Origin of the sequence: Micromonospora sp. NPDC049171 (assembly GCF_040648275.1) — a bacterium.
Taxonomy (GTDB): Bacteria; Actinomycetota; Actinomycetes; order Mycobacteriales; family Micromonosporaceae; genus Micromonospora.
Window position 1 is genome coordinate 42,099 of sequence record NZ_JBEZDJ010000039.1, and the last position, 24,737, is coordinate 66,835.

A 24,737-nucleotide genomic window follows, 5' to 3' on the forward strand; every position below is an offset into this window, starting at 1 on the left:
GTAGCGGATGCCCGGGTACGTCTTCGGTCGACGAACAGCGCCGCAATCGACAGCGGTCAGTTGCAAACCTCAAGCGCTGCTACACAAGGGTTGCGGAATTCCCCTGTCCCACCCTCGCCGTCGTGGATCTGCACCCGGTCGTGTGCCGTGCCCTGTGCGCCGTCACCTGTGTGCTGTGCTGGGCATGCGATGTGTGCCGGGGAATCGAACCCCAGCGCCTACCCTCGGCGCGCCAGAAGTGAGCCGGAATACCCGCCGGCTCGCGGGTTCGTGCACGCCTCCACGTCGGCTACCTGCTCCGCAACCCCCTTAGTCCAGCAGCTCGACCTCCCAGTTCGTCCGCTGGATCAGCGTGTCGATCTCGCGCAACTGCCGGGCGAAGTCGTCAGCCTGCCGGCGCAGCTCGGCCACCGGCAGCGCCGGGATCATCTTCAACTCCGACCGCAGCTGCCGATATCCGCGCTGGCCCTCACCCGCGGCGGCGTCCGCCGCCGAGTTGACCACGCTGTGCCGCAGACGGAGCACGTCGCGACGCGCCAGCGCGTCAGTAAGCGTGGCGCCATCGACGGTGGTGGCGGCGTTGGTGCGATTGATTCGCCGGATCAGCGACTCCAGCTCACCGAGGGCCTCGCCCACCTCAGTCAGGAGAGCCGAGGCGTCTTCCGCGGGTGCCTCGCCCTCCTGGTAGCGGGCACTGGCCGTGATGCGGGCACGGAGTTGTTCGGCGCGTCGCGCCGCGTCCGCGCGCAGCGCCAGGGCCTCAGCAAGCTTCATGGGCACCAGTATGGCCAGCGAAGATCAACGCCGCGCCCCAATTTCTACCCAGTCCTGTCGACCCCCTTGGGCTCGCCGCAGGGGTAGACGATCGGCTCAAGGAGACGGGCGGAACCGTGTCGTATCACCGATGGGCCGCTCCCCGGGTGCTCGGACGTCCCCAACCCAGGACGGACTCATCACGCAACCCCCGGACATCACCACGAGGCGGGCCGCACACCGTCGCGTCGTACACCGCAACCAGGCCCTGGACCAGCGCGGACACAACGGGACAGCACTGCCGTTGCTCGGACGGCAAGCCAAGGTCACGACGGCAAAAAGACTTCATAGCGTTTTGTCGTTCCCTGGCCACTTTTAATCCTTAGGTTCTGGGTTCGAGTCCCAGGCGGCCCACCAACGGTTCGACCAGCCGGCGAGGGGTCCCAACCGCACCTGCGGCTCGGACCCCTTCCGCAGTCAGTCCGACGGCTGCTGCTGCTCGGGCTCGATATCGTCAGAGCGCCAGCGGTCGGCTGGTCACAGGAACTCGCTGCGGTAGGTCGAGGCCAGTTCGGTGGCGCGGCGGCGGCGTTCGGCGAGTTCGTCCGGGGAGAGCTGCGGCGGTGGTGCGTCCTTGCTTGCGACTACGTCACCGATGCGGGTGAAGTACTCGTCCTGCCCGGCCGGGGTGCACATGCAGAGCATGTGGGCCGGCGCACCGGAGTTGTTGCGGAAGTTGTGCGGTGCGTTGGCCGGAATGTTGATCGTGGAGCCGGCCCGCACGAGGTGCTTCTCGCCGCGGAAGGTGAACTCGATCTCGCCCTCGATGATCGTGAACATCTCCTCGAAGTCGTGCCGGTGCGGTGGCGGGCCGCCGCCGTCGGGGATGCGCATGTCGATCAGGCAGTACGCGCCGTTGGTCTGCTCGCCCGTGATCAACATGCCGTAGTTGTCTCCCGCCAGGGAGATATGGGTCGTGTCGGGATCGTCGGGATTCGCCACGGTCAGCGAGCGAGTGGGATCGTCGTCGGGAATCATGGAAATCGTCTCCTGGAGTGTGCTGTCGGTTGGTTCGATCGGCCGGGCGACGACGCGTCCCCCGGAGGCAGCTCGACGGGCTGCTTGTTGATCCTCATGGAAAGCACCGTCACGTCGCGTGCTTTCCGGTGGCTGGCCGGGACTGCTACAGCCGCGGCTCCTGCGCCTCGGCCACCTGCACGCACCGGTCCAGGGCAGCCGCCAGGTAGCGGTGCCACAGGGGGCGAAGGGGCCGGCGAGGATGGGGCGCCGGCCGGGGAGCGGCTTGAACTCGTAGGTCCAGCGGATGAGGGTGCCGTCCCCGTCGGGGTTGAAGTTGAACTCGCCCCGCACTCCGGACGCAAGGCGGGAGAGGACGTTCGTGAACCCGGTCAGCTGGTACGCGAAGATCGAACCCTCCGTGTACTCGGTCAACTGCTCGCTGGCCTGTGACCCGTCCTCGAACTGCGGGTTACGGGTGGGGCCGACGTGATCCCAGGTCTCCGTCTGGTTGGCCACGCCCTTGACGCCGGGGAACGGCCCGACCCGGTGGAAGACGCTGGGCAGGTCGATCGGCGCGATCACCCGGAACGCTGTGGCGGGCGCCACCCGGGTGCGTTGCTGGACCGTGATCGAAACCGCGCGGTCGGTCCGGCTGATGAGCAGCGGTATGGCCGGAGTGCCTGACGGGTTGGTGCGGCTGTCGGTCATCGGGTGTCAGGCCGTGGGCGCGAGGACGACGGTCTTGCCCGGCAACTCGCCCGCGCCGGCCCGGGCGTGGAGTGTGGGCAGGTCGGCCAGCGCCACCCGCTGGGCGACGTCGACGACCAACTCTCCGGTGCTGATCCGAGCGGCCAGGTCGGCGAGTTGGTCGGCGTCGCTGCGGACGAACAGGTCGATGCCCCGCACATCGCGCGCCTCGTCCGAGGGAGCGGGCATCCAGACTGTGGTGTTGACCAGGGTGCCGCCGTCGCGGATCAGCGTGACCAGCGCGGCCAGCTGTTCCGGGGAGACGGGCGCGAGATTGAGTACGAGGTCGACCGGCTCGGTCACCGCCGCGGTCACGTCGGTGGTGGTGTGGTCGATCACCTCGTCGGCGCCGGCAGCCTTGACCCGCTCGGCGCTGCGTGGGCTGGCCGTGGCGATCACGTGGGCGCGGACCTCCTTGGCCAACTGCACCGCGTATCCGCCGACCGCTCCGCCGGCGCCGTTGATCAGCACCCGCTGGCCGGCGGTCAGCTTGCCGTGGTCGAACAGCGCCTGCCACGCGGTCAGGCCCACCAGCGGGAACGCCGCCGCGTCGGCCAACGGGATGTTCCTGGGTGCCCCCGTCAGGATCTCCGCCGGCGCGATCACATATTCCGCGGCCGCCCCGGTCCCCGTCATCGGCAGGAAGCCGACGACACGGTCGCCGACCGCGACGTCGTCCACGCCGTCACCGAGCGCGTCGACAGTGCCGGCGACATCGAGACCGGGAGTGTGCGGCAGCTCCACCGGGATCGGGCCCTGCATGTAGCCTGCGCGGATGTTGCCGTCGACGCCGTTGAACGACGTCGCGGCGACGCGGATCCGGACCTGCCCGGCGCCGGGGGTGGGCTGCTCGACGTCCTCGTAGCGGAGGACCTCAGGACCGCCGAACTCGTGGAAACGTACTGCCTTCATCGCTGAACCTGCCTCGGTGAGCGCCGTCGATGGACTCCGCACTCGAAGCGCTTGCGACGCAGGGATGCTCCCTGCGGTCTGCTTCGAGTTGCGAAGGCATCCAGCCCCGCCTCACCGGAGCCGCCCGGAGGCAGCGACTGGATCCGCGTTCGCTGGAGACGTCACTTACCTTCACAGGATTTGGTGCGGTTAACCTGGGCCGGGCTGGCCCACCTTGATGACTGTCGGTGCCCCGGCGACGCCGACGATCTCCGCGAGACGCGCCGCATCGGCCGAGCCGGGAGCCGCGGTGAGCAGCAGAGCCGCCAGATCGTCGCCCGGGATGGCGAGCAGGCTGCCGACGAGCGTGACGGCGCCGCCGTCCGGATGAATGAACGCGGCACTGCTCTCGTAGGCCGCCACCGGTCGTGGCGCGCGCCACAGGGTGTCGAACAGGCGGCTTCGGCTTCGCATCTCGTCCACCAGCGTGGCGAGCGACGCGTCGGCGGGGTAGCGCAACAGCGCGCTCTTCAGCCGGGCAGCGAGGATCGATTCGTGATCGGTCGCGTCAATGGTGGACTGCTTGAAGCCGTTGAACGGATCGCAGAACGTACGCCACGCGATGTTCCACTCCCAGGGTTGCCCGGTGAGTTCCCAGTGCCCCAGAGCCATGAACGCGCTGTTCACGGCGACGAGGTTCATCGCCGCGTCGGAAACGAACATCGGAGTGTCCGTGAACCGTTCCAGCAGCCGCATCGCGCCCGGACCGATCTCGTTCGGCACCTGGCCGTCCGCGGCGGCGTACCCGGCCAGCGCGCAGAGCCGCTCGTACTCCGCCCGCCCGATCCGTAGCGCCCGGGCGATGGCGTTCACCACCCCGGCGGACGGGTGGCTGCGCCCCTGCTCCAGCCGGCGTACGTAGTCCGCGGACATCCCCGCCAGCTCGCCGAGCTCCTCCCGGCGCAACCCCCGCACCCGCCGACGGCCGATCGGCAGCCCGACAGCCGCAGGCGGCGTGCTCTCCCGCAACTGGCGCACCGCGGCACCGAACTCGTGACGTTCCACAGCCCAATTGTGCCCGGGAAATCCGGACGTGCCCGAGCGGTGTCGACGGGTCCTGCCCGCACCCAAGCCCTGCGGCCCTTACCGGGTGGGCGGTTGAGCGGCTGCTGGGCGGGTACGGGGTCGAGCATGCGGATCGTGGTGGTGGGGGCGAGTGGCAATGTCGGTACGGCGGTGCTGCGGCGGCTCCGTCAGGAGCGGGACGTGGAGCTGGTCGGGGTGGTCCGACGGTTGCCCGCGCCGGATGCCGGTGAGCCGTACGACCAGGTGCGGTGGCACTCCTGCGACATCGGGGCGCCGGGCGCGGCGGGGCAGCTCGCCGAGATGTTCGCGGGTGCGGACGCGGTGGTGCACCTGGCCTGGCAGATCCAGCCCAGTCACGACCAGCGGGTGCTGCGTCGGACCAACGTCGAGGGCAGTCGAGCGGTGTTCGACGCGGTGCTCCGGGCCGGTGTGCCGGCGGTGGTGTACGCCTCGTCGGTCGGCACCTACGCCCCCGGCCCGAAGGACCACCCGATCAGCGAGCGGTGGCCGACCACGGGTGTGACCGGCTCGTCGTACAGCGAGCACAAGGCGGAGGTCGAGGCGCTGCTGGACGGGATCGAGCGTGATCACCCGACGCTGCGGGTGGTGCGGATGCGACCCGGGTTGATCTTCCAGCGGGCCGCGGGAACGGAGATCACCCGCTACTTCCTGGGTCCGCTGGCGCCGGTGCGGCTGCTGCGCTTCGGCCGGATCCCGCTGGTGCCGACGAACCGTCGGCTGCGGATGCAGGCGGTGCACGCCGACGACGTGGCCGATGCGTACACCCGGGCACTCTTGAGTGATGTGCGCGGTGCTTTCAACGTCGCCGCGGACCCGGTGCTCACCCCGGAGCTGGTGGCTCGGCACTTCCACGGTTGGACGGTGCCGGTCGCCGCGCCGGTGCTGCGGGCGGCGGCGGCGCTGACCTGGCGGGCGCGGCTGCAGCCGGTCGACGCGGGCTGGGTGGAGTTGGGCCTGAACGCCCCGCTGATGTCCAGCGAGCGGGCGGAGACCGAGCTGGGTTGGCAACCCAAGATCAGTGCGCTGACGGCGCTCAGGGAACTCTTCGCCGGCATGGCCGACGGCGACCACACGGCAAGCCCACCGATGTCCGGCGCGCCGAACCTGCCCGGCCGCCCCGCCGCCCTCATCCAGGCCCGCCCTCCGGGCCAGGGAAACCCCTACTGACCTCCGATCAGCTGAGCTTGGAACCGGTGACCGTGGGGTTCTGGGCGCCCAGGAAGAAGATGCCGGGGAAGCCTCGGGTCTCGAACTTGCCGCTGGGGTTGCGGCGCAGGGTCGAGTTTTCGATCCGCATCGTGCCGGTGCGGTTGTTGCTGACGAAGAAGACCGCGCCGCCGCCCTCGTTCGCCCGGTTGCTCTCGATGATCGTGCCGGCGATCCGCACGGTGAACTCGTTGCCGTCGCAGTAGATGGCGCCGCCGCTGCCGCCGCCGGGCGTGCCGGACTTGGCCGGGTTGGCACCGCTGCCGATCGCCTCGTTGTGGCTGAGCACGCTGTTCAGCACGACCCAGGAGACGCCGATGCTGCTCAGCGCGCCCCCGTTGGAGCAGGAGCCGCCCTGGCCGGCTGCGCCGCCGAAGGTGCTGCTCACCACGTACACGGGCTTGTTCTCATACTGGCTCAGCACCCGGATCGCCGCGCCGCCCAGGTCGGGGCCGGTGCGGTCGCAGCGGTTGCGGACGAAGCGCGAGTTGACCACCTTGAACCGCCCGCCGCGTACGAAGATGGCACCACCGCCACCACCCTCGGCCTTCTCGCCCGTGGAGTTGCCGTCGGCGAAGGTCAGGTTCTGCACGGTGAGCTGCGGGTGGTCCTGGTTCTGGCAGTGCGAGGTGGTGAAGCCCTGGGCCTCGTCGCAGGTGTTCAGGTAGAGGATGCGGCGCTGCCCCTGACCGCTCAGGGTGACAGTGCCGCCGCCGTCCAGCACGACCTTCGGCCCGTTGGCGTTGCGGACCTTCGCGGTGGCGGTCATCTTGATCGTCACCGGGGCGGGCCCGCAGTTGAACGTGATGACACCGCCGGCCGCGACGGCCTGCACGACCGCCGCGGAGGTGCAGCTCGCCGGGGTGCCGGTGCCGATGGTCCGGGTCGGCTTCGAGGTGTCCACCGCCCGCGCCTCGCCCGGCACGGTGGCCCTGCCGTTCGGGTTGCCGGCCGCGAGCACCTTTCCGGCGGGCTTCGGGCTCGCGCTGGCCCCCGGGCCGCCGAGACCGTCGCGGGTCTGCGGTGCCTCGGCCTGGGCACTCGTCGGCGGGGCCACCGGCGCGGCGGACGCGCCGGGCTGGAAGGCCGGGGTCGGGTCGTCGGCCGCACAGGCGGGCAGGGTCGCCGCGGCGACACCGAGGACGAGGAGGGCGGCAACCGACGTCATGCGCACCCCGTGATGCTAAGGCCTGTTTCACCCGAGCTGGCCAGCCCGGGCCGGGGTGGGCGCTCAGGCGTGGGAGAGGGCGAAGGCGGTCAGGAAGCCGGCGACAGTGATGAGACCGACGAGCAGATGGGCGTTCTCGAACGCCTCCGGGACCATGGTGTCGGTGATCATGGCGAGGATCGCCCCGGCGGCCAGCGCCGTGATTCCGGCCAGCACCTCCGGCGGTGCCCCACCCAGCACCGTGTTGCCGAGCAGTGCGGCCGCACCACTGATCAGCGCGATGCCGATCCAGAGCAGGAAGACGTACCGCCGGGACCGGCCGGCCTGGCGCATGCCGGCCGCGCTGGACAGGCCCTCCGGCACGTTGCTGAGGAAGACCGCCGCCACCGTGACCAGGCTGACCGTGCCCCCGCCGAGCAGGCTCGCGCCGATCACCACGGACTCCGGTACGCCGTCCAGGAGCGCGCCCACCGCGATCGCCGACCCCGAGCCGGGCTGCTCACCCTCGGAGGGCTGCTGGTCGCCGGAGCGCTTCCGGTGCCGCGCGCCGTGCCGGGCGAGGGCCACGTTGGCCAGGGTGTAGACGACCGCACCGCCGCCCGCGCCGAGCGCCGTGGGCAGCAGCCCGCCCTGCGCGTGCGCCTCGGCGATCAACTCGAACGACACGGCGGAGAGCAGCACACCCGCCCCGAACGCCATGATCGACGCGATGACGCGCTGCGGCACCCGGGCGAACCAACCGACCGCCGCCCCGACCAGCAGGGCCGACCCGGCCAGCAGCCCCCACCCACCCGCCTGTAACCACTCCGGCATTCGCGGGACCGTACCCACGGCCGCCGGGACGACAAACCCAGTTGTGAGGAAGGCTCAGAAGTCGGCGAAGACGTACGGCACCCGGCGGGGAAAGACGTCCCGCAGCTCCGCGGCGGCGTCCACCGGCACCTCGCCCAACCCCCGCAACGGCAGCTCGGCCGGATCCAGCACCCCGTACGCCAGGGCGGAGAGCCCGGCCGCGGTGAGGGTGGCGGTCGGCGCGCGGCCGGCGGTGTCGGCGACCAACTCCAGCGCGCCGGTCGTGCCGTCCAGCAGGTGGGTGCCGGCCAGCCAGCGGTCCCCGGTCAGCTCGATCCGTACCCGACCGGGGCCGGCCGGCAGCCCGCCCAGCGCGTCAAGCGACAACAGCCGGGCCATCGGAGCGGACGTACCCGGCACGGCGACGCGTGCCTCGACGTGCACGTCCAGGTCGGTCAGCCACAGCTCCGGCAGCTCGTCCGGCGGGACCTGCACGGTGATCCGGTCGACCTGGTCGACGTGCCGGGCGAAGAACTGCAACAGCAACACCCGCGCGAGCGGATCGGCGACCAGCAACTCGTTGCCGTGCAGCGTGCCGCCGTGCTCGTCGATCCGGTAGGTCACCGCGCCGGTGACCTCGCCGTCGACGCGGGCGGTGAGCAGCCAGTACTCGTCCCGCTCCCGCATCCCGTCCGCCCGGTAGTCCGGAAAGAGCGCGAAGCCGTGCCGCTGCGTCAGGCAGCGCTCGGTGAACGCGCGCCACGCCGGATAGCCGGTGCCGATGCGTTCCCAGCCGACCTCGCCGGGCAGCTCCGCGCGCAGCAGCGAGCCCAGGTGGGCCGGCGAGAAGGTGACCCGCCGCGGCTTGGGCAGCCCGACGTAGCCGAACCGGGCGTAGAAGCTGGGCCGGAACGGGTAGAGCGTGCTGACCGGGTGCCCCTCGTCGCGTACCTCGTCGAGGAGTTGGTGCAGCAGTGTCCGGACGTGCCCCTGCCGGCGGGCCAGCGGGTGGGTGGCCACCCCGGCGACACCCGCCATCGGCAGCACTTTCCCGCGCAGGTTCTGCCGCATCGGAATGGACGAGGCGGCGGCCAGCGTGACGCCGTCCTCCTCGGCGATCAGCGTCCGGTTGCCCTCCTGGTAGGGCAGGTAGTCGCGGAACTCGTCGATCCGTGCGGCACCGAGTGGCGAGGACTCGAAGGCGTACGCGGCCAGCGGGAAGCTGGTGGTGAGACGTTCGTCGGCGGTCACCCGGCGGATGGTCATCCGCCCATCTCAACCCGCCGTGCTGGCCGGAGCAACCGGATTGGCGGTATCCGGGCCGGTCATCCCACCGGCAGGTGTCGCAGGTGCCGGCGGCGGCGCAGGCGGACGCTGACCACGGCGGCCACACCGACGACCAGCAGGACGGTGACGGCGAGCCCGTGCAGCACGCCACGGGAGAGGTAGCCCTGGTCGGTGTGGTCCACCGCCCAGGTGGCGATCTCCCGGGTCGACCAGAACGGCGTCAACTTCGCCCCGGAGCCGGCCGGGTCGATCAACATCTGCACCGTCACCACGGTGAGCAGCAGCAGCGTCCCCTCCATCTCGCGGGGCAGCAGCGCGCCGATCAGCATCCCGAACGGCGCCGCCACCGCGACCGAGCAGAGCAGCGCGGCGGCCAGACCGCCGTACCGCAGGTCCGCGCCGTCGATCATGGGGAGCAGGAAGAACGGCACGGCGATGACCAGCCCCACCGTCCACAGGCCCAGCACCCGGCCGAGGTAGAGGTGATGGGGACGGTAGCCGGCCAGCCGCAGCCTCGGCTCCAACTCGCGGGCCGCGGTGGTGGCGAACAGCGCGGCGGTGCTCACCGCCCAACCCACACCCAGCAGCAGCGACCGGACCGACTGCCCGAGATAGGCGTCCCGCCGGATCAGGTAGAAGGTCAACGGCATCGACAACAACAGCAGGAGTACGCCCCGACGCCGCAGCAACTCCCGCAGGGTCATCTCGGCGACGACGACGAGCCGGTTCATCGACGGCCTCCCTGGACGCCTGGCGTGTGCCACCCGGTCACCTGTGCCGGGGTCAGGTCGAGCACGATGTCCACCCGGTCGAGTTGGGTGAGCAGGTGGGTCACCACGACGACGGCCGTGCCGGCGTCCCGCAACCGACCGAGCTGGTCCCAGAAGTTGACGTACGTGCCCTGGTCGAAGCCCTGGTACGGCTCGTCGAGCAGCAGCACGTCCGGGGCGCTGAGCGTGGACATGGTCAGGTTGAGCTTCTGCCGGGTGCCGCCGGACAGGTGGCGGGCCTGCACGTCCCCGTCCGCCTCCCAACCGAGCTGCCGAGCCGCCGCCCGACCGGCCCGGCGCGCCGGGCCCCGGGCCACGCCCTGGCCGGCGCCGACGAGCACGAAATGCTCGTCGGCGAGCAGGAAGTCGGCGGTACCGCCGGACTGTGGGCAGTAGCCGAGCCGCCCGGAGACGGTCACCGCGCCGGCGTCGGGTGACATCAGCCCGGCGCAGATCCGCAGGAAGGTGCTCTTGCCGCAGCCGTTCGCCCCGACGACGGCGGCGATCTGTCCGGCCCGGACGGTGAGCGTGGCGTCGCGCAGCACCGTTCGCCGCCCGTACCGCTTGGTGATGCCCTCCGCGTGCAGCCGGACCGGCCCGGGGCGCGGTCCCGGCGCGGTGCCGATGCTCTCCACCACCGCGCCCGCGTACTGCTGGGGTGGGCCGAAGACGACCCACGGGTCGCCGCCCCCCTCGCGCAGGTGGGTGGCGGCCTCGGCGACCACGTGCCGGGCGGCGTCCGCCGCGACCCGGCGCTGGTGCAGCTCGGCGGTGAGCGTTCGCAGCCAATCGTCGGCGTTCACCGGGTGACCCCCTTCGTGACGATGTCGTTCACCGGCCCGACGAAGGCGAGCCAGGCGTTGCCGCCCGTGCGGAGTGCCGCGTACCCGTCGTCGGTGAGCCGGTAGTACTTGCGGGCCGGCCCGGCGCTGCCCTCCCGCCACTGCGCGGTCACCAGGCCGGTCTTCTGCAGGCGCAGCAGCACGGGATAGAGCGTGCCGCCCTGGATGGGCCCCACGCCCGTCGCTTCGAGCGCCTGGGCGAGCTGGTAGCCGTAGGACTCGCGGTCGGCCAACAGGGCCAGGACACAGATGTCGAGCACCCCGCGCAGCCACTGCCCGCGCCGGTCGGAATCCACGGGTCGGACAGTAGCGGCGCAAGCTAGATGGCACAACTACCTAGCGAGGTGGCCGAACCCGAGCCGACCGGTTCCGACGAACCGCCGAGCGGGGTCCGGCGAGGTCAGTGGGCGACGACGTCGGAGACGACGACTGTGACGTTGTCCGGTGCGCCGGCGTGGTGGGCGAGCTTCACCAACTGCTCGCCACACTGGTGGCGATCGGCGTACATGCCGAGCGCCGCCGCGATGGCGTCGTCCTCGACGTAGTCGGAGAGCCCGTCGCTGCACAGCAGCAGCCGGTCGCCGGGGACCACGGTGAGCACACCGACCGCCGGTGGGGTGTCGGCGCCCTGCACGGCCCGGGTCACCAGGGAGCGCTGCGGGTGGTGGCGGGCCTGCTCCGGGGAGAGGGTGCCCTGGTCGACAAGTGCCTGGACGAACGTGTCGTCCCGGGTGAGCTGGGTCAGCTCCCCGTCGCGCAACAGATAGCAGCGGGAGTCGCCGACCTGGGCCAGGACCAGCGTCTCGCCGGCCAGCAGCGCCGCGGTGAGCGTGGTGCCCATCCCGTCGCGGCTCGGGTCGACGGTGATGGCGGCGTGGATGCGCTGGTTGGCGGTGCTGACCACGGCACGCAGGGCGTCCGCGGCGCCGTCCGGCTCGGTGGGCGGGGCCAGCTCGTCCAGGATCCGGATCACGATCTCGCTCGCCACCTCGCCCGCGGGCAGCCCGCCCATGCCGTCGGCGACGGCGATCAGGCGGTCACCGGCGAGGGCGGAGTCCTCGTTGTTGGTGCGGACCAGGCCGATGTCGTTGAGGATGACCGAGCGGAGGATCAGCGTCATGGGGTCAAGCTTGCCAAGAACACCCCGCCTTCGTCTCTACGCCTCCTGCGTGCGTCGAGAAATGATTGCGATTTTCGTCGACGGGCCCGACGGTGCGTGACCGATCGGCCGAGCCTCAGCGGCGCGGGTAGCGCAGTAACAGGCTGGCGGCGACCTCCTCGTCACCCACCGCCGCGTAGCTGTGCGGCACGTCGGACACCCAGCGGAGGTGACCGCCGGCCGGGGCGGTCAGCGGCGCGTCGACCGGTCCGGCGCGCAGCACCCCGGCGAAGACGGTGATGTGCTCGGTGACGCCCGGCTGGTGGGCGGGGGAGAGCTGCACCGGGCCGGGCGCGACCCGCATCCGGTACAGCTCGTAGGTCGCGTCGGTGTCGGTGAACACCTCCAGCAGGGTGGCGGTGACCGCGGCGCCGTGTGCGGTGGGCCCCGCGGTCGGCTCGGCCAGCAGGGCGGTGAACGGTACGCCGAGCTGCGCGGTGACCGCCCAGAGTGTCTCCAGGGTCGGGTTGCGGGTGCCGTTCTCCAGGCCGGAGAGGGTGGCCTTTCCGACACCGGCGAGCCGGGCCAAAGTGGACAGTGAGATTCCCCGCTCCTCGCGCAGGGCGCGGACCCGGCGGCCGACGACGGCGGGGTCCACGTCGAGGCCGGGGCGGCGGGCTGGTGGTGACTGCGGCACCCGGCTATCGTGCTACACACTGTCGTTCCGTAAACGGAACAGTTGGGGAGGGTGGCATGGCCGGACGCGTCCAACCGGTGTTGGCCGGCGTGGTGACCGCCCTGGTCGGCTTCGCCAGCTCGTTCACCGTCGTGCTGGCCGGGCTCCGGGCGGCCGGCGCGTCGGACGCACAGGCCGCCTCCGGCCTGCTCGCCCTCTGCGTGGCGTGCGGGCTCGCCGCCGCCTGGTTGGGCTGGCGGCACCGGATGCCGATGAGCGTGGCCTGGTCCACGCCGGGCGCGGCGCTGCTGGTGGCCACCGGAGCACCGCCGGGCGGTTGGCCGGTCGCGGTGGGCGCCTTCCTCGTCTCCGGTGTGCTGGTCGTGGCGGCCGGACTGTTCCCGCCACTCGGCCGTGCGGTGGCCGCCATCCCCAAGCCGGTGGCCGGCGCGATGCTCGCCGGGGTGCTGCTCCCGCTCTGCACCGCCCCGGTCCGCGCGCTCGTGGAGCTGCCCGCCGTGGCCGGGCCGGTGGTGGTCGGCTGGCTGCTGCTGCACCGCTTCGCCCGCCGCTGGGCGGTGCCCGGCGCGTTGCTGGTGGCGGTGGTCGCGATCGCGCTGACCGCGCCGCCCACCGGTCTGACCGGTGCCACGCTGGCCCCGTCGATCGTCCTCACCGCGCCGGCCTGGGAGGCATCCGCCCTGGTCGGCCTGGCCCTACCGTTGTTCCTGGTCACCATGGCCGCACAGAACGTGCCAGGCATGGCGGTGCTGGCCGGCTACGGCTACCGGCCACCGTTCGGCGCCGCGCTGCGGGCCACCGGCCTGGCCAGCCTGCTGGCCGCCCCGGCCGGCGGGCACGCGGTGAACCTCGCGGCGATCACCGCCGCGCTGGCCGCCGGCCCGGACGCCCATCCGGACCCGGACCGCCGCTGGGTCGCCTCGGTCACCGCCGGCGCCGGGCTGGCCCTGCTCGGCCTGGGCGCCGGTGTGGCCACCGCACTTGTCGCGGTCGCCCCGCCGATCCTCATCGAGGCGGTCGCCGGGCTGGCCCTGCTGGGCGCCCTCGCCACCGCGCTCGCCGCGGCGGTGACCGACCCGGCGACCCGCGAGGCCGCCGTGGTCACCTTCGTGGTGACCGCCTCCGGGGTGACCCTGATCGGCGTGGGCGGCGCGTTCTGGGGCCTGATCGCGGGCTGCCTGATGCTGTTGCTCTTCCACCGCCGCCCACCGGCCGCACCCGCCGCGCCCGGCGACGTGCCGACGGCCAGTCCTGCCGACGTGCCGACTGGATCTCGGGGCTGAGGGCTACTCCTCGGGTGGCAGGTCGGCCACGCCCACGGCGAGGAGGACCCGGCCGTCGGCCACCGACCCGATCCGGTCGGCCGGCACGTAGACCGCGCCGGTGCGGGTCAGCTCGGTCGAGACCTTCAGGTAACCGCTGTGCAGCAGCCGCGCCGCCAGGTCGGCCGGAACGTCCGGCTCCTCGACCGCGGTCGCCTCGATCAACTCGTCCAGGCTGCTGCCCGGGTCGGCGGTCGGTGCCTGGACGGTCACCGCGTTCGGATCGGCCCGCTGGACGAGGTCCACCGTGCCGACCTCGGTGCCGGTCGAGTCGATCACCGGCATCCCGGTGGTGATCCGTGAGATGGTCGTCTGCTGCTCGCCCTGCTGGTCCATCCCAGAGCGGTTCCCGGGGCGGTGCGCCGCTAAACGCTGCCGGCAGCCCTGCGGCGGCGGGCCAGGGGGCGACGGAGCCCGAGAGGATGATGACTCTGAGGCATATTTATGCCGCTGAGTCAGCACCGATGGAGTGCACCACCGCCCCCAGGTCTGGAGTGACGGTGGGCGGCGGCGACCGCTCAGCCGTTCGGGAGGGTCCAGCTGCCCGGCGGGCGGGGGGACAGCTCCCGCCAGGTGTCCGGGCCGTCCAGGAGCGCCCGGACGGTGTCCTCGGCCTCCTCCGCACTGCCGTACTCGTAGAACCGGGAGATGCCCTCGGCGCCGCCGGCGCGCTGCTCGACGTGCCACCGGTCGGCGTCCACCCGCAGGAAGACGTCCCGCCGGGCCAGTCGCCCCCACTTCCCGTTCCACCAGTGCTTCCGCTGCTCCATGGCGGGACTCTATCGAACACACGTACGAGAAAGTGCGGCCCCTGCGGGAATCCCGCAGGGGCCGATGTGCATCCGTTCGGTCAGCGCTGCGTCGGCGGCTCGGGACGGCGGCCCAGCACGTCGTCCAGCGCCCCGCGCTGCTGGCCGGGCGTGGTGTGGCCGGCGGAGACCAGGGCGTCCCGGATCTCGGTGAGCAGCTTGACCTCCTCGCTCGGCGCGGAGGGCGGCGGCTCCTCGCCGCGCTTGCGCCGCTCGGCCAGCCGGTTCATCGGGTAGACGACCAGGAAGTAGAGCGCCGCCGCGGTGAGCAGGAAGGTGATCACCGCGTTGACGAAGGCGATCCAGTCGAACGCGATGCCGCGGAACTTTGGCGCCGTGCCGGCCAGGCCCTTGTCGCTGCCGGTGATGAGCAGCACGATGACCCGGATCAGTGGTTCGAGGAACGACTTGGTGAGCTGGGTGACCACGCCCGTGAACGCGGCGCCGATGACGACACCGACCGCCAGGTCGACGACGTTGCCGCGCATGATGAAGTCTTTGAAGCCCTTGAGCATCCGTACTCCCGAGGTGTCCGCTTTTCTGTCGGGCACAACCTATGCCCCGCCGGTGGGCTCCAGAAAAGCGCCGGCTTCGCTCGCCGCCCGGCCCGGATCGCCGGCCCGGATCGCCTCGACCAGTCGGGTGTGGTCGACGTAGCGCTCGGGCGTGAGCGCGCCCCCCATCGCCTGGGCGACAGTGCTGCGCAGGGCGGTGCCGACCGAGGCGTACAGCTCGGCGAGCATGGCGTTGTGCGCGGCGGCGACCACCGCGACGTGCAGCGCCGCGTCGGCCTCGACGAACGCGTCGACCCGGCCGCCGTGCCAGGCGGCCTCGCGTTCGGCGAGCAGGCCGTCGAGCGCCGCCAGGTCCTCCGGTGTACGCCGCAGCGCGGCGAGCCGGGCGGCCTCCACCTCGAAGGCGCGCCGCACCTCGACGACCTCGGTCATCCGGTCGTCGCCGAGTCGACGGGCGACCACCGGCGCCAGCTCGTCGGTGGACATCACGTAGGTGCCGGAGCCCTGCCGGCACTCCAGCACCCCGGCGTGCACCAGGGCGCGGACGGCCTCGCGGACCGTGTTGCGCCCCACGCCCAGCGCGGCGACCAGTTGCGGCTCGGTGGGGATGCGCCCGCCGACGGGCCACTCGCCGCCGAGGATGCGGGCGCGGAGCTGCTCGATGGTCTGCCGGACCCGGTGGCCGCGGGGCGGCACGGTGGGCTGGCCGCGGGGCGGCACCTGCGGTGCGGAGGGGGAATCGCCAGACGGTGGCACTGGTTACATCACCGGCCCAAAATTCATCCCATGATTGTAGGTTAGAGGTCATGACCCCGCCACCCACCGCCGCTCCGGCGCCGCCCGCTCCCGTCCTCGTCGACCCACCCTCGACGCGCGACGCGGGCACGGGTCGACGGACGCACCCGGCGACCGGTGGCGCGCTCGTGCTGGTCGGGATGCTGCTGGTCGCGCTCAACCTGCGCGCCGTCGTGACCAGCCTCGGCGCACTGCTGGACGAGGTCCGCGACGGGCTGGGGCTCTCCGGCACGATGGCCGGTCTGGTCACCACCCTGCCGACCATCGCGTTCGCCGGCCTCGGCGCGCTCACCCCGTGGCTGGTCCGTCGGGTGGCACCCGCCCGGGTGCTGGTGGTCGCCATGCTCGCCCTCGCCGCCGGCCAGGTGCTCCGGGCCGCCACCGACTCGGCCTGGGTCTTCGTGCTCACCAGCGCCCTGGCGCTGGCCGGGATCGCGGTCGCCAACATCCTGTTGCCGATGCTCGTCAAGCAGCACTTCCCGCACCGGACCGGGCTGGTCACCGGAGCGTACACGATGGCACTGACCCTGGGCACGACGGTGGCCGCGGCCTCCGCGGTGCCGATCGCGCACGCCTTCGGCTCCTGGCGGGCGGGGCTGGGCGTCTGGGCCGCGATGGCCGCGGTGGCCGTACTCCCGTGGGTGCCGCTGGCGCTGCGGACCCGGGCGGGCGCGCGGCGCTCGACCCCGACGGCGGCCGGCACCGCGCCGGTGCGGGTCCGGCCGGCGCGGACCCGGCTCGGCTGGGCGATGGCCGTCTACTTCGGGGCGCAGTCACTGAGTGGGTACGCGATCATGGGCTGGCTGGCCCAGTTGTTCCGGGATGCCGGCTACCAGCCGGAGTCGGCCGGACTGCTGCTCGCCGGAGTGACCGCGCTCGGCGTGCCGATCGCACTGGTGATGCCGACCGTGGCCGGCCGGATGACCAGCCTGCGTCCGCTGGTGCTCGGGATGACCACCGCGTCGACGCTTGCCTACCTGGGGCTGGCGCTCGCCCCGCACGGGGGCGCGCTGCTCTGGATCATCCTGCTGGCGATCGGTCAGGGCGCGTTCCCGATGATCCTGACCGCGATCGGCCTGCGGGCCCGCACGGCCGAGGGGACCGTCGCGCTCTCCGCGTTCGCCCAGAGCACCGGGTACGTGATCGCGGCTCTCGGCCCGCTGCTGGTCGGCATCCTCTACGAGGTCACCGGCGGCTGGACCGTGCCGATCGGGTTCCTGCTGGGCGCGCTCGCCGTGCAGACGGTGGCGGGGATGGCGATCTCCCGCCCCCGCTACGTCGAGGACGAGTGAGGAACGGCAGCGGTCAGGAGGCCGACGTCGGTTCGCCGGCGACTGCCTCGTCCACCGTCGGGTAGGTGTGCAGCACCTCGACCAGCCCGCTCACCTCGAGGATGCGCAACACACCCCGCTGCGGGGCGGCCAGTCGCACCACGCCGCCGGCCTCGTCGCAGCTGTTCTTGGCGCGGACGAAGACCGAGAGACCCGTCGAGTCGCAGAACGAGACGTCCGCCAGGTCGAACACCAGCCGGTTGCGGCCCTTGTCGAGCAGGTCGGTGATCTGGTCCTGAAGCTGCGGTGCGGTGGCCATGTCCAGCTCGCCCGCGACCGACACGACGACCACGTCGCCGCGCTGTTCCGTGTGCACCGTCAAGGACATTTGCCAGACCTCCTGTTATCGGGGGAACGGTATCCCACGACCGGGGGCGTACGCAGAACGGGGAGCCGGGATCCGGTGGCCGTCGTCATTCCGTTGCTACGGGGCAAGTAGTTGGTCAGACCCCGGTGATAGAGTCCGCCCGGTCCAGGTCAAGGGGGTTCCAAATGGCGTTGAGCACCGAAGAGAGTGGTCGGCTCGCCGCGCTGCTCAGCGGGCAGGCCGAACGGGTCACGTCTCGGTGGACCGAGATCGTCACCAGTTCGTTGCGGGGCCGGTTGAGCCAGGCCGAGCTGCGCCGGCAGGTCCAGGACCTGCATCGCGTCGTCGTCGCCGCCGGTGAGCAGGGCGAGATCGACCTGTCCACGGACAACGCCGCCGAGTTGCGCGCCGCGCTCACCGAGTTGTCCCGTGGTCGGGCCCGGCAGGGCTTCTCCGCCACCGAGACCACGGTGAGCATCTTCGCGCTCAAGGACGTGCTGGCCGAGCTGGTGCAGGAGGCCGGCGGCGTCAACGCACTGCACGACTACGTCGCCTTCTCGAAGCTCGTCGACGAGATGGGCCTGTTCACCTTCGAGAGCTTCGTCCGCACCCGGGAGAGCCTGATCGCCGACCAGGCCGAGCAGTTGCTCGAACTCTCCACGCCGGTGGTCAAGCTCTGGGAAGGTGTGGTGGCCGTCCCGCTGGTCGGCACCCTGGACTCGGCGCGGGCCCAGGTCGTGATGGAGCGGCTGCTGCAGACGCTCGTCGACACCGGCTCCCCGTACGCGATCATCGACATCACCGGCGTCCCGGCGGTGGACACCCAGGTCGCCCAGCACATCCTGAAGACCGTGGTGGCCGCCCGGCTGATGGGCGCCGACTGCATCATCTCCGGCATCCGCCCGCAGATCGCGCAGACGATCGTCGCGCTCGGCATCGAGTTCGGCGACATCGCCACCAAGGCGAGCCTCGCCGACGCGCTGCGCCACGTGCTACGGCTCACCGGGGTGGAGACCGCCCGCCGCCAGCCGCGCCGGGGCGTCTGATGGAACGGGTGCCGATCCTCAAGATCGGCGACATCCTGCTCGTCTCCATCCAGTTGGACATGTCCGACCAGACGGCGGTCCAGCTTCAGGAGGATCTCGCCGAGCGGATCGTGGACACCGGCTGCCACGGCGTCATCATCGACATCACCGCGCTGGACATCGTCGACTCCTTCGTCGGGCGGATGCTCTCCACCATCGCGTCGATCTCCAAGGTGCTCGACGCGGAGACGGTGGTGGTCGGGATGCGCCCCGCCGTCGCCATCACCCTTGTCGAACTGGGGCTGTCGCTGAACGGCATCCGTACCGCGCTGAACGTCGAGCGCGGCATGGAACTGATCGCGGCGGCCCACGCCGACGAACTGCTCGATTATCAGCTCGACGACGAGCCGGACGCCGAGACGGCCACGACGTGACCGCGGACATCGACCTGGGCCCCCCGCAGGCGCAGGCGGTCCGCAGCGACGAGGACGTGGTGCGCGTGCGGCAGTTGGTCCGCGCCGTGGCGGTGGCCGTCAAGCTGTCTCTCGTCGACCAGACCAAGGTGGTCACCGCGGCGAGCGAGCTGGCCCGCAACACCCTGGTGTACGGCGGCGGTGGCTCGGTCGAGGTGACGACCGTGGACAACGGCCGGCGCAAGGGCGTGCGGATCGTCTTCGCCGACTCCGGGCCGGGCATCCCGGACCTGGGCCTGGCCCTGACCGACGGCTACACCACAGGCGGCGGGCTCGGCCTGGGGCTCAGCGGGTCCCGCCGACTCGTCGACGAATTCGAGATCGAGACATCCGCGGAGACCGGCACGCGGATCACGGTCACCAAGTGGTCCCGGTGAACGCCGACGCGGTCACCGACAGTGGCATCTGGTTCCGGGTGGAGGCCAGCAGCGCGGCGAGCGCCGTGCGGCGCGCCGCCGAGCGCCTCGGCGCGCAGGTGGAGTTGAGTGCGGTACGCATCGCCGACCTGGCCATCGTCGCCGCCGAGCTGACCAGCAACCTGGTCAAGCACGCCGCCGACGGTGTCCTGCTGCTGCGACCGGTACGCCGCGCCGGGGAGGCCGGTGTGGAGCTGATCGCCATCGACTCCGGGCCCGGCATGGCCGACCTCACCGTCTCGTCGCAGGACGGGCACTCCACCACCGGCACGCTCGGCATCGGTCTGGGCGCCATCGTCCGGCAGGCCAGTTGGTTCGACGGCTACTCGCTGCCCGGCCGGGGCACCGTCCTCGCCGTGCAGGTCTGGCCGGCGGAGCCGGCGCCGCCGTCCTGGGTGGGTGCCCTCACCCGACCGCTGACCGGCGAGACGGTCAGCGGTGACGGGTACGCCGTCCGGGTCGCCGACGGGCGGCACCAGGTGTTGGTCAGCGACGGGCTGGGGCACGGCCCGCTGGCCGCCGCCGCCACCGACGCGGCGCTCGCCGCGTTCCGGAACGCCCCCGCCGGGCCACCGGCCGCGGTCGTCGGTCACCTGCACCGGAGCATGTCGCACACCCGGGGCGCCGCGCTCGCGGTCGCCGAGCTGGCACCGGCGGCCGGCATGCTGCGCTACGCCGGCCTGGGTAACATCTCCGGCGTGGTCGTCGAGGGTGACGGTCAGCGCCGAGGGCTGGTGTCGCTGCCCGGCATCGCCGGTCACCAACGGCCGACGATCCGGGAGTACGACTACCCGCTCGCTCCGGGCGCCCGACTGGTGATGCACAGTGACGGTGTGGTCGACCGCTGGCGGTTGACCGACTACCCGGGCCTGGCGGAGCGGTCTCCGCTGGTGATGGCCGCGACCCTGCTGCGCGACGCGGGTGTGCGACGTGATGACGCCTGCGTACTGGTCGCGAGGTCCTGGGCATGACCGCCGAGCCAGCGCTGCCGCTGCTGCAGATGGCGCTGCGGGTCGAGCAGGACATCTTCGTGATCCGCCAACGGGGCCGTGAGGTGGCCGCCGTCGTCGGCCTCGAACGCCAGGACCAGGTACGGATCGCCACCGCGCTCAGCGAGGTGGCCCGGGATCTGCTGCACACGACCGGCGGCGCGGACGTCTCCTTCCACGTCGACGAGGGCGCAGACGGCCGGTTCCACCTGCGCGCCGACCTGGCCCCGGTGGCCGCGCTCCCGGACGGCGGTTACCAACCGCAGTCCGGCGCGGTGTCCCGACTGGTCGACACACTGAGCGTGTCGACCGTCGAGGGGGTTACGGTCGTACGGATGTCCCGACGAGTTCCGGCCAACGCGCCGACGCCGACCCCGGAGCGGCTCGCCGAGTTCCGTACGGAACTCGGCCGTATCGCGCCGGCCAGCGCGCTGGACGAGTTGACAGTGCAGAACGGGCAACTCATCGCCGCGCTCGACGAGGTGCGCAGTCAGCGCGACGAGCTGGCCGTGCTGAACGAGGAGTTGGCCGAGACCAACCGGGGGGTGCTGGCGCTCTACAACCAGCTCACCGAGGAGTTGGAGGAAACCAACCGGGGTGTCGTCGCCCTCTACGCCGAGTTGGACGAGAAGTCGGCGCAACTGCGCGCGGCGAGCGAGTCGAAGAGCCGCTTCCTGGCCAACGTCAGCCACGAGCTGCGCGCGCCGGTCACCGCGATCATCGGGTTGGGGCGGCTGCTCACCGACTCCGCCTCCGACCCGCTCACCGAGGAGCAGGGCCGCCAGGTCGATCTGATCCGCTCGTCGGCGGCGGACCTGCTGAACCTGGTCAACGAGCTGCTGGACCTCGCCAAGGCGGAGTCCGGCCGGATCGAGCCGGACTGGGCCGACGTCGACCTGCGGCCGGTCTTCGGCCAACTGCGCGGCACACTGCGCGCCCTGGCCACCCGCCCAGGGGTGGAGCTGGTGGTGGAGGAGCCGACCGCGCCGGCCACGCTGCGCACCGACGAGGTGCTGCTCGGCCAGGTGCTGCGCAACCTGCTGCACAACGGGTTGAAGTTCACCGAGCGCGGCGAGGTGCGACTGCGGGCCCGCCAGCACGACGACCGGTGGAACTTCGAGGTCAGTGACACCGGCCCCGGCATCGCCACCGAGCTGCACGACCGGATCTTCGAGGAGTTCTACCAGGTGCCGGGCGCCACCCGGGTCGGCGGCACCGGCCTCGGCCTGCCGTACGCCCGGCGGTTGGTGACACTGCTCGGCGGGACACTGGAGCTGGCCAGCGTGCCGGGCCGGGGCAGCACGTTCACCGTCTCCCTGCCCATCGGCGGGGCGTGACAGCATGGACGGCATGCCGGCAACCATCCTGGTCGTCGACGACAGTCGTACCAAGCGCTACCTGCTGGTCAGCTGGCTGACCCGGGCCGGGTTCACGGTGCTCGAAGCCGAGAACGGCGCCGACGCGTTGGCCCGGGTCGAGGTGGACCGGATCGACCTTGTCGTCCTCGACGTGCGGCTGCCCGACCTGAGCGGGTACGAGGTCTGCGAACAGATCAAGGCCCGGCACCCGGCGATGCCGGTGATCCACGTGTCGGCGCACGCCGTCGACGTGGCCGACCGGGCCCAGGGGCTGACCCGGGGCGCGGACGCGTACCTGACCGAGCCGATCGAGCCGGAAGAGCTGATCGCCACCACGCGGGCGGTGCTGCGCTACTACCAGGCCCGGCAGCGCGCCGAACTGCTCGCCGAACGCCTGCTCGGGCTGGCCGACACGACAGTCGCGGTGCACGCCGCGCCGACCTTCGCACGCCTGCTGGAGGCCGCCGCCGAGGGCGCCGCGCAGATCTTCAAGAGCCCCGCGGCGGTGATCGCCGAAACCTTCGACGGTGACTGCCTCGCGGGGATCTGCGCCGGTCCCGGCGCGACGGCCGCCGTGGTGCCCTGGGTCGTCGACGACACCGGAGTGCCGACCGGCGCCACCGTCCGGGTGCAGAGCCCGGACAGCTGGGCGCTTGTCGACTGGCCGGCGGACGACACGGTGACCGTCTCCGCCGCCCGGCTGCGCGAGGACCGGGCCCCGCTGTACGTGGTGGTCCCGACGGCCACCCAGACCGCTCGGACCCCGGTGCTCAAGCAACTGGCCCAGGCGGTGGCGGCGGCCGTGGAGGGGCAACGCTCGTTCGACGAGGAGCACCGGATCGCCGTCACCCTCCAACGCAGCCTGCTCCCGCGCGGGCTGCCCACCGTCGCCGGCCTGGACCTCGCCGTGCGCTACGAGCCGGCCAGTGCGCAGACCGAGGTGGGCGGCGACTTCTACGAGCTGGTGATGCTCGACGGGCACCTGCTGCTGGCCATCGGCGACGTGGCCGGCCACTCGCTGCACGCGGCGACAGTGATGGCCGAGCTGCGGCACGCGGTGCGGGCGTACGCGGTCGAGGGGCACCAGCCCGGCGAGATCCTGCACCGGGTCAACGAGCTGATGCGGACACTGCTGCCCAACGAGATCGCCACCCTCTGCGTACTGCTGCTGCACCCGCCGACCGGGCGGGTCCGGCTGGCCAGTGCCGGGCATCTTCCGCCGGTGCTCAACCTGGGTGGCACTGTCGAGTTCGTGCAGCACTCCGCGCCGCTGCTCGGCGTCCGCGCGCCTCGTCCGGCCGACCTGGAGTTCGTGCTGCCGGCCGGGGCCACGCTGGTGTTCTACACCGACGGGCTGATCGAACGGCGGGACGCGACAATCGACGAGGGGCTGGCCGCGCTCGCCGCGGTCTGCGCCACTGTCGACGACGACCTGGACCGGTTCTGCGCCCGGCTGCTGGTGGAGCTGGCCCCACCGGAGATCCAGGACGACGTCGCCGTGGTCGTCCTGCGCCGCCGCTGAGCCGGTGCCGGCCTCAGTGCACCGAGCGGGCGTACGCGGCGGGGGACACCCCGGCCACGGCGGTGAAGTCGCGGACCAGGTGAGCCTGATCGCTGTAGCCCAGGTCGGCAGCGAGATCCGCCCAACACAGTGGGCCGCCGGCGGCCTGTTCGACGGCCTCCTGGAGCCGGTAGCGGCGGATCACCCACTTCGGCCCGACCCCCACGTACTCGATGAAGAGTCGCTGCAACCGGCGAACCGGAACGTCGTGCCGCGCGGCGAAGTCGTCGACCCGCAGCACCGTCCGGTCGGTGCGGATCGCATCGGCCAGCCGGACGGCCTCCTCGGCCATCGGATCCGGCTCCGGATCCCAGGCGGTGAGCAGGGCGTCCAACGCGCGGCAGCGCTCGTCGTCGGTGGCCCCACACACCACTTCATGGGGTACGGCCAGCCGGCCAGCGGGCAGCGGCACCCGGCGGCCGGTCAGCTCGGTGACCGGTCGTCGCCAGAACGAGTGGAACCCGCCGGGGCGGAACTGCACCCCGCACACCCGGCCGGTGCCGGCGAGCGTGATCCGGAACAGGTCGCGGCCCACCCCGGCCACCTCGCCGGACTCGGGCCCGTCACCGTCTCGCCGAAACACCACGTTCACCGCCGGGTGTGGCAGGACACGCTGCTCGAACGGTGTGCTCAACGCCCAGTCGATCAGCCAGTAGTGCTCCACCCACGGGCGTAGCGACTCCACCGGCAGGTGCCGACGGAAGCGCACCTCGCGCAGCATGCGCCCGGGGTCGAGGATGCCCCGGCTGTCGCCACGCGGTCGGTGTCGCATTTGTTCAAGACCACCCTCATACGCTGGCCCCATGACCACTCAGACTAGCGACCTGCTGGCGGCCGCCGCGCCGCGAACCGTCGACGTGGTGCGTGGCATCACCGACGACCAACTCGACCTGGCCACGCCGTGCCGGGACTACGTGGTGCGCGATCTGCTCAACCACCTGTTCGAGGTGGTGGTCAACTTCCAGGATCTGGCCGAGAAGCGGCAGGTGGAGTGGGCCGAGAAGCCCGACCACCTCACCGACGGCTGGCGGGACCGGTTCAAGACGGAGACCGACAGGTTGATCGCCGCCTGGTCGGATCCGTCCACCCTGGAGGGTGTCTCGCCGGGCATGGGGATGCCGCAGGCCGTCATCGGTGGCATGGCTCTGCTGGACCTGACCGTGCACGGCTGGGACCTCGCCGTCGCCACCGGCCAGCCGTACCAGCCGGCCCCGGAGGCGGTGGCCGAGCTGCACGGGCTGGTCGAGCAGTTGGGCCCGACGGCCCGCAAGATGGGCGTCTTCGCCGACCCAGTGCCAACCCCAACCCCAACCCCAACCTCGCCGCCCGACCTAGCCCACCTCCTAACCCAAACCGGCCGCACCCCCACCTGGCCCCCCACCCCATAACCCCACCCCCCCACCCCCCCCACCCCCACCCCACCCCCCCCCCCCCAAGCCCCCACCATGAATGTGTGA

General features: G+C 72.0%; 28 protein-coding genes. 10 read left to right on the forward strand and 18 right to left on the reverse strand.

The window, feature by feature from the left end; all coding sequences use genetic code 11:
* Positions 1–309 precede the first annotated feature (309 nt).
* The 4 genes from AB0B14_RS33785 to AB0B14_RS33800 all read right to left on the reverse strand — a co-directional run bounded on the left by AB0B14_RS33785 (position 310) and on the right by AB0B14_RS33800 (position 4,476).
* A complete protein-coding gene (locus tag AB0B14_RS33785) occupies positions 310–774 on the reverse strand; it encodes a DIP1984 family protein (protein ID WP_357526131.1) in 465 nt (154 codons plus the stop codon).
* A 516-nt stretch (positions 775–1,290) separates the two neighbouring features.
* Positions 1,291–2,481 carry a cupin domain-containing protein gene (locus AB0B14_RS33790; RefSeq protein WP_357526133.1) on the reverse strand — a complete coding sequence of 397 codons (1,191 nt, stop codon included), beginning with the start codon at positions 2,479–2,481 and terminating at the stop codon, positions 1,291–1,293.
* A 6-nt stretch (positions 2,482–2,487) separates the two neighbouring features.
* Positions 2,488–3,432 carry an NADP-dependent oxidoreductase gene (locus AB0B14_RS33795; RefSeq protein ID WP_357068806.1) on the reverse strand — a complete coding sequence of 315 codons (945 nt, stop codon included), beginning with the start codon at positions 3,430–3,432 and terminating at the stop codon, positions 2,488–2,490.
* A 189-nt stretch (positions 3,433–3,621) separates the two neighbouring features.
* Positions 3,622–4,476, reverse strand: coding sequence for a helix-turn-helix transcriptional regulator (locus tag AB0B14_RS33800; protein ID WP_357068804.1), 855 nt, complete (start codon positions 4,474–4,476; stop codon positions 3,622–3,624).
* Positions 4,477–4,602: 126 nt separating this feature from the next.
* Here AB0B14_RS33800 and AB0B14_RS33805 point away from each other — a divergent pair, with 126 nt between their 5' ends.
* Positions 4,603–5,685 carry an NAD-dependent epimerase/dehydratase family protein gene (locus tag AB0B14_RS33805; RefSeq protein ID WP_357526135.1) on the forward strand — a complete coding sequence of 361 codons (1,083 nt, stop codon included), beginning with the start codon at positions 4,603–4,605 and terminating at the stop codon, positions 5,683–5,685.
* A 7-nt stretch (positions 5,686–5,692) separates the two neighbouring features.
* Here the strand turns inward: AB0B14_RS33805 and AB0B14_RS33810 are convergent, their stop codons facing one another.
* The 8 genes from AB0B14_RS33810 to AB0B14_RS33845 all read right to left on the reverse strand — a co-directional run bounded on the left by AB0B14_RS33810 (position 5,693) and on the right by AB0B14_RS33845 (position 12,379).
* Positions 5,693–6,892 carry a hypothetical protein gene (locus tag AB0B14_RS33810; RefSeq protein ID WP_357526152.1) on the reverse strand — a complete coding sequence of 400 codons (1,200 nt, stop codon included), beginning with the start codon at positions 6,890–6,892 and terminating at the stop codon, positions 5,693–5,695.
* 63 nt (positions 6,893–6,955) lie between these two features.
* On the reverse strand, positions 6,956–7,705 hold the full coding sequence (locus AB0B14_RS33815) for a ZIP family zinc transporter (RefSeq protein ID WP_357068800.1): 750 nt from the start codon (positions 7,703–7,705) through the stop codon (positions 6,956–6,958).
* Between the two features lie 54 nt (positions 7,706–7,759).
* The gene (locus AB0B14_RS33820; protein WP_357068798.1) at positions 7,760–8,950 is read right to left on the reverse strand and encodes a GNAT family N-acetyltransferase; all 1,191 of its coding nucleotides are present in this window, start codon (positions 8,948–8,950) and stop codon (positions 7,760–7,762) included.
* Positions 8,951–9,009: 59 nt separating this feature from the next.
* Positions 9,010–9,702 (reverse strand): ABC transporter permease, encoded by a 693-nt coding sequence (locus AB0B14_RS33825; protein WP_357068796.1) that lies wholly within the window; start codon positions 9,700–9,702, stop codon positions 9,010–9,012.
* Positions 9,699–10,544 carry an ATP-binding cassette domain-containing protein gene (locus tag AB0B14_RS33830; protein ID WP_357068794.1) on the reverse strand — a complete coding sequence of 282 codons (846 nt, stop codon included), beginning with the start codon at positions 10,542–10,544 and terminating at the stop codon, positions 9,699–9,701. Before AB0B14_RS33830 ends, AB0B14_RS33825 begins: the two co-directional genes overlap by 4 nt.
* Entirely contained in the window at positions 10,541–10,879 is a 339-nt protein-coding gene (locus AB0B14_RS33835) for a PadR family transcriptional regulator (protein WP_357068792.1), read from the reverse strand. The genes AB0B14_RS33830 and AB0B14_RS33835 overlap by 4 nt, the downstream gene beginning before the upstream one ends.
* A gap of 104 nt (positions 10,880–10,983) precedes the next feature.
* Entirely contained in the window at positions 10,984–11,703 is a 720-nt protein-coding gene (locus tag AB0B14_RS33840; protein ID WP_357068790.1) for a protein phosphatase 2C domain-containing protein, read from the reverse strand.
* Positions 11,704–11,818: 115 nt separating this feature from the next.
* The gene (locus AB0B14_RS33845) at positions 11,819–12,379 is read right to left on the reverse strand and encodes an XRE family transcriptional regulator (protein ID WP_357068788.1); all 561 of its coding nucleotides are present in this window, start codon (positions 12,377–12,379) and stop codon (positions 11,819–11,821) included.
* A 56-nt stretch (positions 12,380–12,435) separates the two neighbouring features.
* Here AB0B14_RS33845 and AB0B14_RS33850 point away from each other — a divergent pair, with 56 nt between their 5' ends.
* The gene (locus AB0B14_RS33850) at positions 12,436–13,662 is read left to right on the forward strand and encodes a benzoate/H(+) symporter BenE family transporter (protein WP_357526137.1); all 1,227 of its coding nucleotides are present in this window, start codon (positions 12,436–12,438) and stop codon (positions 13,660–13,662) included.
* Positions 13,663–13,665: 3 nt separating this feature from the next.
* Here AB0B14_RS33850 and AB0B14_RS33855 read toward each other — a convergent pair whose 3' ends face one another.
* The 4 genes from AB0B14_RS33855 to AB0B14_RS33870 form a co-directional block, all read right to left on the reverse strand.
* A complete protein-coding gene (locus AB0B14_RS33855; protein WP_357068784.1) occupies positions 13,666–14,037 on the reverse strand; it encodes a hypothetical protein in 372 nt (123 codons plus the stop codon).
* 182 nt (positions 14,038–14,219) lie between these two features.
* Complete coding sequence (locus AB0B14_RS33860) at positions 14,220–14,471, reverse strand: hypothetical protein (RefSeq protein ID WP_357526139.1); 252 nt, start codon at positions 14,469–14,471, stop codon at positions 14,220–14,222.
* 80 nt (positions 14,472–14,551) lie between these two features.
* Positions 14,552–15,025: a large conductance mechanosensitive channel protein MscL gene (mscL, locus tag AB0B14_RS33865; RefSeq protein ID WP_357068963.1), complete on the reverse strand. Its 474-nt coding sequence runs from the start codon at positions 15,023–15,025 to the stop codon at positions 14,552–14,554.
* 39 nt (positions 15,026–15,064) lie between these two features.
* Positions 15,065–15,745: an FCD domain-containing protein gene (locus tag AB0B14_RS33870; RefSeq protein WP_357526154.1), complete on the reverse strand. Its 681-nt coding sequence runs from the start codon at positions 15,743–15,745 to the stop codon at positions 15,065–15,067.
* Between the two features lie 86 nt (positions 15,746–15,831).
* Between AB0B14_RS33870 and AB0B14_RS33875 the strand changes: the two genes are divergently transcribed.
* Positions 15,832–17,112: an MFS transporter gene (locus AB0B14_RS33875; protein ID WP_357526141.1), complete on the forward strand. Its 1,281-nt coding sequence runs from the start codon at positions 15,832–15,834 to the stop codon at positions 17,110–17,112.
* A 13-nt stretch (positions 17,113–17,125) separates the two neighbouring features.
* Here the strand turns inward: AB0B14_RS33875 and AB0B14_RS33880 are convergent, their stop codons facing one another.
* Positions 17,126–17,479, reverse strand: coding sequence for an STAS domain-containing protein (locus AB0B14_RS33880; RefSeq protein WP_357526143.1), 354 nt, complete (start codon positions 17,477–17,479; stop codon positions 17,126–17,128).
* Between the two features lie 164 nt (positions 17,480–17,643).
* Between AB0B14_RS33880 and AB0B14_RS33885 the strand changes: the two genes are divergently transcribed.
* The 6 genes from AB0B14_RS33885 to AB0B14_RS33910 are packed head-to-tail and all read left to right on the forward strand — an operon-like array spanning position 17,644 to position 23,241.
* Positions 17,644–18,504, forward strand: coding sequence for an STAS domain-containing protein (locus AB0B14_RS33885; protein WP_357526145.1), 861 nt, complete (start codon positions 17,644–17,646; stop codon positions 18,502–18,504).
* Positions 18,504–18,917: an STAS domain-containing protein gene (locus AB0B14_RS33890; RefSeq protein ID WP_357068773.1), complete on the forward strand. Its 414-nt coding sequence runs from the start codon at positions 18,504–18,506 to the stop codon at positions 18,915–18,917. The genes AB0B14_RS33885 and AB0B14_RS33890 overlap by 1 nt, the downstream gene beginning before the upstream one ends.
* Positions 18,914–19,333 (forward strand): anti-sigma regulatory factor, encoded by a 420-nt coding sequence (locus AB0B14_RS33895; RefSeq protein ID WP_357526147.1) that lies wholly within the window; start codon positions 18,914–18,916, stop codon positions 19,331–19,333. The genes AB0B14_RS33890 and AB0B14_RS33895 overlap by 4 nt, the downstream gene beginning before the upstream one ends.
* Positions 19,330–20,343, forward strand: a complete 1,014-nt coding sequence (locus AB0B14_RS33900) for a SpoIIE family protein phosphatase (RefSeq protein ID WP_357526156.1) — start codon at positions 19,330–19,332, stop codon at positions 20,341–20,343. The genes AB0B14_RS33895 and AB0B14_RS33900 overlap by 4 nt, the downstream gene beginning before the upstream one ends.
* Complete coding sequence (locus AB0B14_RS33905; protein WP_357068769.1) at positions 20,340–21,698, forward strand: ATP-binding protein; 1,359 nt, start codon at positions 20,340–20,342, stop codon at positions 21,696–21,698. Before AB0B14_RS33900 ends, AB0B14_RS33905 begins: the two co-directional genes overlap by 4 nt.
* Before the next feature lie 4 nt (positions 21,699–21,702).
* Positions 21,703–23,241: a SpoIIE family protein phosphatase gene (locus tag AB0B14_RS33910; protein WP_357068767.1), complete on the forward strand. Its 1,539-nt coding sequence runs from the start codon at positions 21,703–21,705 to the stop codon at positions 23,239–23,241.
* A 13-nt stretch (positions 23,242–23,254) separates the two neighbouring features.
* Here the strand turns inward: AB0B14_RS33910 and AB0B14_RS33915 are convergent, their stop codons facing one another.
* A complete protein-coding gene (locus tag AB0B14_RS33915) occupies positions 23,255–24,052 on the reverse strand; it encodes an AraC family transcriptional regulator (RefSeq protein WP_357068765.1) in 798 nt (265 codons plus the stop codon).
* 31 nt (positions 24,053–24,083) lie between these two features.
* On the opposite strand from AB0B14_RS33915, the gene AB0B14_RS33920 reads away from it, so the two are divergent.
* Positions 24,084–24,668, forward strand: a complete 585-nt coding sequence (locus tag AB0B14_RS33920; RefSeq protein ID WP_357526149.1) for a TIGR03086 family metal-binding protein — start codon at positions 24,084–24,086, stop codon at positions 24,666–24,668.
* Positions 24,669–24,737 lie beyond the last annotated feature (69 nt).